Origin of the sequence: Actinomyces sp. MRS3W (assembly GCF_032465695.1) — a bacterium.
Lineage (GTDB): Bacteria > Actinomycetota > Actinomycetes > Actinomycetales > Actinomycetaceae > Actinomyces.
In genome coordinates, this window is sequence record NZ_JAWDJJ010000309.1 from 1 (window position 1) to 7,309 (window position 7,309).

General features: G+C 69.5%; 6 protein-coding genes. All 6 read left to right on the top strand.

What is annotated here, in order from left to right:
* A partial coding sequence (locus RWX45_RS11645; protein ID WP_316023883.1) for a glycosyltransferase family 4 protein occupies nucleotides 1-737 on the top strand: 737 nt, incomplete at its 5' end.
* Between the two features lie 4 nt (nucleotides 738-741).
* Entirely contained in the window at nucleotides 742-2,028 is a 1,287-nt protein-coding gene (locus RWX45_RS11650; RefSeq protein WP_316023884.1) for a glycosyltransferase family 2 protein, read from the top strand.
* Nucleotides 2,029-2,033: 5 nt separating this feature from the next.
* A complete protein-coding gene (locus RWX45_RS11655; RefSeq protein ID WP_316023885.1) occupies nucleotides 2,034-3,689 on the top strand; it encodes a glycosyltransferase in 1,656 nt (551 codons plus the stop codon).
* A 49-nt stretch (nucleotides 3,690-3,738) separates the two neighbouring features.
* Complete coding sequence (locus RWX45_RS11660; RefSeq protein ID WP_316023886.1) at nucleotides 3,739-5,034, top strand: nucleotide sugar dehydrogenase; 1,296 nt, start codon at nucleotides 3,739-3,741, stop codon at nucleotides 5,032-5,034.
* Complete coding sequence (locus RWX45_RS11665) at nucleotides 5,031-7,103, top strand: DUF6541 family protein (protein WP_316023887.1); 2,073 nt, start codon at nucleotides 5,031-5,033, stop codon at nucleotides 7,101-7,103. Before RWX45_RS11660 ends, RWX45_RS11665 begins: the two co-directional genes overlap by 4 nt.
* A 9-nt stretch (nucleotides 7,104-7,112) precedes the next feature.
* Nucleotides 7,113-7,309, top strand: a 197-nt coding sequence (locus tag RWX45_RS11670) for a hypothetical protein (protein ID WP_316023888.1), incomplete at its 3' end; no start/stop codon positions are given.

The following is a 7,309-nucleotide window of genomic DNA, read 5'->3' on the forward strand; positions in this document are numbered from 1 at the left end:
CCCCCGCACGCGCCGTCCTTCCTGCGGCCAGCCGGTTGCTGGCGCTGCCCGACGTCGTCACCTCCGTATGCGACTACCTGGCCTCACCTATCCGCGCGGTGCGAGGCCCCCGCGAAACCCGCGTGGTTCCCTGCATCGTCGAGCCGTATCCGCCTGCACCGCGGCGCACTCGCACCGGCGATGGTGCGGTCACGCTGCGCCTGGTGTCCACCGGCGGCCTGATCGACCGCAAGGACCCGCTGCTGGCCCTCGAGATCGTGGCCGAACTGGTGCGCCGCGATATTGATGCTCACCTGACCTGGGTGGGGGAGGGGCCGCTGCACGATGCCGTGGTGGAACGTGCCTCCCGGCCCGACGTGGCGGGACGGATCGAGCTGACCGGTGCCCAGGACGCCGCGGGAGTACGGGCCGCCCTCGCCGACGCCGACATCTTCCTGGGACCGACCAAAGCGGATAACTTCTTCGTCTCCGCCGCAGAGGCCGTGGTCGCCGGACGTCCCGTCGTGGTCGGTGCCACCGGCGGACAGGGGGAATACCTCACCCCGAGCACGGGGGTACTCGTCGAATCCCGCGACCCGCGCGACTGGGCCGAAGCGTTAATCGACCTGGACCGTGCCACCCGCGACCTCAGCGCCGAGGACATCGCCGCGACCATTGGCGATGCCTTCTCCAGCCGCGTTGTCGCCGCCGGATACAACGCGGCCTACCGTTCCGCCGTCGCCATGAAGAGCCGGTGAACTCATGAATACGCTTCCCCCCACCGACGCGGGACGGCTCCGGCTCGGCCCCGCCACCATCGCCCGCACCGACCTGGGGCAGCCCGATCTGCCCGCAGGCGCCCGGGTGGACGTCGTCGTCGCCTGCCACACCCCGACTCGCCCGATCGGCCGCGCTGTTGCCTCGCTCTTGGATGGCAATCCCGAGGCCGCCGTCACCGTCGTGTGCCATAACCGCTCCGCCGAGGAGATCGCCGCAGAGATCCGTCCCGCGCACCGTGACCTGGTCCGCTACCTGGAGCACACCGATCCGCGGCCGTCGGCATCCGGCCCCTTCAACGCGGGCATGCGTGCCGCTCGCACACCCTGGGTCTCCATCATGGGCTCCGACGACCAGCTCGCTCCCGGCGCGGTCGCCTCGTGGCTGGCTCTCGCGGAGGCAACCGGCGCCGAGTTTGTGGTCCCACGTCTGGCCCTGGGCCGCCCGACGGCGATCGTGCCCACCCCGGCGCCGCGCCCCACGCGCCTGTTGGCCACGTACGTGCGCTCCCGCGGGTTCGGCGGCCGGGCGTCGCAGTCCCGCCTGGTCCGCCGATTCGCTTCCACCGACCTGGTGGCCGACCGTCTTGCCTACCGTTCCGCCCCGCTGGGCCTGCTCAGCGTGGAGATGCTTCGGCGCACGGGCGCCCACCTGGTGGAGGGCGCCACCGTGGGCGGGGATGTGGCTATGGTGACGCGGCTATTCGCCTGTGTGCCCACCGCCTACGACGCCGCCGGACCCGTCTATCTCATCGGTGAGGACGCTTCCGATCGCGTCACCTACGTGGTGCGCCCGATCACCGAGCAGCTCGGCTTCCTCCCCGGGCTGCTCACCGCCGACTGGTTCACCGCCCTCGGCGCCGCCCGGCGCCGCGCCGTGGTGGTCAAAATGGTGCGGATCCACGTCTTCGGTGCCGTGTACTACCGCGACCGGGAGGACATCTGGACGCCCACGGAGCGCGCTGCCCTGGCCGGGCTCTGCCGTCGCCTCCACCACGCCGCGCCTGGCTTCGACCGCGTCCTGTCACGGGCGGACCGGGATCTGCTCGATGCCTGCCTGGATCCGGCCGTTCCCGCGAGTGTGCTCATGGCACGCGCCCAAGCCCGGCGCCGTCACGGACGCCCCGAAACGCTGTTCACGCGTGACCCCGCCTGGCTCCTCGATCGTGAGGCGCCGTTGCGTTTCATGGCCGCATCCCTACTCACCAAGCTGCTCCCGTCGGCGCCCGTACCCGTCTTGGCCGGCAGCCGCCCGACCGGCGAGGAGAACTGAAAACGATGGCACGCGCTTCCACCGGCATTGCCGGGCTCGCCTCCCGTCTTGCCATCACCTTGCCCGGACGGGCGGCGCTTGTTGGCATCACCCTGTGGCGGCTGCGCTCGGCCAGCAAACAGGGGAACGCCGTCGGCGGGGCCATTGAAACCGCCCGCCGAGCCCGTTTCCTGGCGGAACGCGGCGAAGCAACACGGGCCAACGACCTCCTCGACCGGGCGCACCGGATGCTCGCCGGCAAGCGGGCCGCCTCGGTCATCGCCGTCGAGAGCGCCATCCTGGCAATGAACACCGGTATCCGAACTGCCACGGGGAAGCTGCCTGCACACGCGTTGACCGACCTGCTTGCTGAGGCCGATTCCGCCTGGACGCACGGTCGGGACGCGGACACCGAGGAGCTGTTGGCCATGGCGGTGCGGGCGATGTTCCACCCCAGCCTGCACTTCTCGGCCGCTCCGTCGGCGCTCACGGCGGATCCGGCTGTGTTCCTTGCTCCGTTGCGCGCTTGCCCTGTCTGGTCCGCCATCACCGCGCCCATGGCGCCTCGACGCTCCGCTCATCTCGACGCGGACCGATCCCGGAGGCTGTTGTTCATCTCCTTGAAGAACTGGACCTTCATTCGCGACGTTATTGAGGACTACCGGTCCGATCAACGGTGTGAGGTGCGCACCCTGGACCTATGTGATCTGCCCGCCACGCCGTCACAACGCAGCCTCCTGCGTGCTCGCCTGGCTCTCGCCCGCGGTGCGGACTTGTCTGCCGCGGGACTGTTAACGGGCATGCCCGGGGATGTTGCGGCCGCACTGGAGTGGGCCGACACCATCTTCGTTGAATGGGGCAGCGCCGCCGCGGTTTGGGCGAGCCTGGTGGCGCCGACGCTGGCCCCGCGGGCACGGCTCATCGTCCGCATTCACTCCTACGAGGCCTCCACCGTCATGCCGCAGCTGGTGGACTGGACCGCGGTGGATGAGCTGGTCACTGTCGCCCCAACGATCCGCGAGATTCTGCGCGCAAGCCTGAATCTGCCCGACACATTGACCCTCACCACTATCCCCAACCGCGCCCTGCTGACCCGCTTCCGTCTGCCCAAGGAACCAGACGCGCGCCGTACGGTCGCGCTGGTGGGCTGGGCGGCTCTGCGCAAGGACCCCGCCTGGGCGCTTGACGTCTTCGACGCCCTGCGTGCAGCCGATCCCACGTGGCATCTGCTGCTCATCGGCCCCGACTTCCCTGCGCGGCTCTCCCCGGAGGAACGCATCTACGCGGATGCCGTCACCGCCAGGCTCACAGCACTCGGAGGCCACGTCGCCATTACCGGGCGTACCGAGGACGTTCCACGTCATCTGCAACATGCCGCCGTCATCCTTTCGTCCTCGCGCCGTGAAGGCACCCACGAGGGCTTTATCGAGGGGGTCGCCTCCGGAGCTCTGCCGGTGGTGCGCAACTGGCCCGACGTTGCCCGCTGGGGCGGACCTGCGGCGCTATTCCCGGCCGAATGGGTGGTGGAAACGCCGCAGGAGGCCGCTGCCCGCATCCTGGCTCTGGCCAGCGACACCGACTATTGCCGCCGCCAGCAGGAGCACATCCTGCGTACCAACGACTGGACGCATGTCAGGACTCACTATGACGCTCTTTTTCTCGGGGCCGAAGCGACGAGCTGAACGGGTATCCTCACTGATGCTTGCCGCAGCTGATGAGGAAGGATCCTGCATGCGCATCGCCGTTGTCGCTCTGGGAAAGATCGGCCTGCCCCTGGCCGTCCAGTATGCCGAGAAGGGGCATGAAGTCATCGGCGTGGATGTCAACCCCGCCACCGTCGAGTCCGTCAACGCTGGTCGAGAGCCCTTCCCCGGCGAGGCGCAGTTGGCGGAGAAGCTCGCCAGCCTCGTGCCTGCCGGCGCGCTGCGCGCCACGACCGACTATGCCGAGGCGATCCCCGACGCCGATGCAGTGGTGCTGGTGGTGCCGCTGTTCGTCAACGACGAGACCTGGGAGCCGGACTTCGACTGGATGGATGCGGCCACCCGCTCCCTGGCCGAGCACCTGACCCCGAACACGCTCATCTCCTACGAGACGACACTGCCGGTGGGCACTACTCGTGGTCGCTGGAAGCCCATGCTGGAAGAGATCTCCGGGCTGCGCGAGGGAGCGGACTTCCACCTGGTGTTCAGCCCGGAACGCGTGCTGACCGGGCGGGTGTTCGCCGACCTGCGCCGCTACCCCAAGCTGGTGGGGGGACTGAACCAGGCGGGCACTGCGGCCGGTATCCGCTTCTACGAGCAGGTCCTCGACTTCGACGAGCGCACCGACCTGCCCCACCCCAACGGCGTATGGGACATGGGCACGGCCGAGGCCGCCGAGATGGCCAAGCTCGCCGAGACCACCTACCGGGACGTCAACATCGGCCTGGCCAACCAGTTCGCCGTCTACGCCGACAAGGCCGGCTTCGACATCCAGCGCGTCATCGACGCCTGCAACTCCCAGCCGTACTCCCACATCCACCGGCCCGGGATCGCCGTGGGCGGGCACTGCATCCCCGTCTACCCGCGCCTGTACCTGTCCACCGACCCGGATGCGTCGATCGTGCGCACCGCGCGCTCCTTCAACGCCACCATGCCGCAGTACGTGGTCAACCGCGCCGAGGAGGTGCTCGGCAGCCTCAAGGGCCTGCGCGTGGCGGTGCTGGGCGCCTCCTACCGCGGCAAGGTTAAGGAGACCGCCTTCTCCGGTGTTTTCCCCACCGTCGAGGCGCTGCGCGAGGCGGGCGCCGAGGTACTGGTCCACGACCCCATGTACACCGATGACGAACTTGCCGGCTTCGGCTGGGACGCCTACCACCTGGGGGAGGCGGTCGACGTCGCCATCGTGCAGGCCGACCACCCCGAGTACGCCACCGTGAGCCCCGCTGACCTGCCCGGTGTGCGGCTGCTGTTGGACGGACGCCGCATCACCAACCCGGACCTGTGGGCGGGTACCCCCCGCCTGACCATTGGCGGGGGCCAGTGACCTGGCTCCAGGCACTGCCTGCCGCGGTCTTCCTTCTTGCTCTTCTGCTGCTCCCGGGCTACCTGGTCCTGCGTGCCTTCGGCCTGGCCCGCCTGCAGGCCCTGGGCGGAGCGCCGGCCATGTCCGCCGCCGCCCTCGGCGCGCTGACGGTTCTATACCGCTGGGCCTCGATTCCCTGGAGCACGGTCACCGCCGTGACGGGGACGCTGGCGGCGCTGGTGGTGTCCGTGGCCGGTGCCGCAGTCGCGCGCGCCTGGATTCGTCGTCGCCGCGGTCACCCGCCTATTGAGGCGAGCGGCTGGCGCCGCCTGCGCGCCTGGCTGCGGCCGCCCGCCGTAGGACCGGGGCCATGGTGGCCGGTCGGGGTGGCCCTCGCCGTCGCCGCCGCCCTGTCGGGGTGGGCCGTGGTCACCGGCATAGGACGGCCGGATCAGCCCATGCAGGCCTCCGATGGCGTGTGGCACCTCAACGCTGTCGCCTACGTGCGTGAGTTCGCCGACGCTTACCCCGTGGGCTCACTTGCGCCCATGTACTGGGGCGAGGTCCACTACTACCCGACCGGCTGGCACTCCCTGGCGGCCATCGTGCCCGCCCCGGTGACGGTTTCCGTGAATCTCACCGCGCTCGTCGGGCTGGCGGTGGTCTGGCCACTTGGCTGCGCCTCCCTGCTGTCGGCCCTCTTCTCCGCACGCTCCCGCCGCATTAGCGACGCGCTGCCACTGCTGGCGGGAACTATCGCCTCGGTGGTGGCCACGGGCCCCTTCGTGCTCATGTCCACGCTGTGGCCATACGCCTGGGCCGTCTGCCTGCTCCCGGGGGCGGTGTCACTGGTCATGGTGGCCAGGCCACGGCGCGGTGCGCGCCGCGCCGCCGCTTCGCGTACAGGAGGGTGGCTGGCCGCCGCCGTCGCCTGCCTGGGGCTCGTCATGGTGCACGGCACTTCGGTCTTCAATCTTGCGGTTATCGGCGTGCCAGCACTGATCGTGGTGGGGCTGGGGGCGGCGGTCCGGCGCTGGCGCGCCGGAAATCGCCAGCGGGTCGTGATCCTGGTGCTCATCGGGATCACCCTGCTCGCCCTCGTGGTCGGCGCCGTGGCGTTCTGGGATCAGTTGCGCATGCTGTTCACCTACCATCGGCCGAGCGCGAACGTGGGTGTGGTTTTGCGCGAGATGTTCCACGACTCGGCGATGATCTGGGTCATTCGCGACGGCGGCTGGGGCGGCGCCAGCCTGACCTTGGTGGCAGTAGTCGGGGTGGCGGTCTCGGTGTGTCGACGGCGTCACCGGTGGGCGATTCTGACAGCGGCCCTGGCTATGGTGCTGGTAGTGGCCTCCGTCTCCACGGATGGTCCGGTGCGTGTGCTTGCCTCCGCTTGGTACCTTCAGCGCGCCCGGATTGTGCCGCTGTTTGAAATCGCGGTGCTGGTGCTGGCGGCGACGGCGATCGAGGGTGGCATCGACCTGGCGCGCAGGCCGAGCCAGCAGGTGCCGTCGGGCCTGGGTCGTAGTCATGGGGGAACGCGTGTGGCACGTGCGGCGGTGGCCCTGCTGGTGGCATTGAGCGTTGCAGCCATGGGTGGTGCCGCCGTGACTCGCTCTGCCTTCCACCACTACATTGTTGCGTTCTCTTATCAGCCGCTTCACAGCCGCTGGCCGATGATGCTCAGCGATGAGGAGACCGATTTCATCCGCTCCTCGGCGCAGCTCATCCCCGACGACGCGGTGGTTCTGGGACAACCGACCAACGGCTCGGCCTACTACTGGTCCTTGGGAGACAGACACGTGGTCTACCCGACACTGCGCCGCTACGCCGAGGCGGACCGTCGCTTCGTGGCGGAACACGCGGCGCAGATTCTCTGGCACCCCGGTGTATGCGCCGCCCTGGATCGCCTGGGCGCCCACTACTACTACACCGACGACGACCCGACCGAAGGCGGCGCACCCGGCGGAGCCATGGAACCACAGTGGCCCAACGCTCTTGATGACCTGCCGCGTGAGGCACTGACCCCGGTGGCCACGGACGGCTCGCACACGCTCTGGCTCATTGACGCCTGCGGCTGGGAGCAGTAATGGCGGGTGATGCCTGAAACATCTGGTTTCATGGTGTGGGTGGAGGCGAGCCTGACCATGACGACGACCGCGGCGTCCAACCCGCTCGCGCTGCTTCCCGCGACGGCGGTCGTCGCGCTGACCGTGCTGCTACCCGGCTGGATCGTGGCCCGGGCGGCTCGGCTGAACGCGTCGGCGGCCCTGGCGCTCGTCCCCGCGCTCAGCTG

Coding starts and splice junctions, on each gene's coding strand:
- RWX45_RS11660 (WP_316023886.1), top strand. CDS start 3,739: ATGCGCATCGCCGTTGTCGCTCTGGGAAAGATCGGCCTGCCCCTGGCC.
- RWX45_RS11655 (WP_316023885.1), top strand. CDS start 2,034: ATGGCACGCGCTTCCACCGGCATTGCCGGGCTCGCCTCCCGTCTTGCC.
- RWX45_RS11650 (WP_316023884.1), top strand. CDS start 742: ATGAATACGCTTCCCCCCACCGACGCGGGACGGCTCCGGCTCGGCCCC.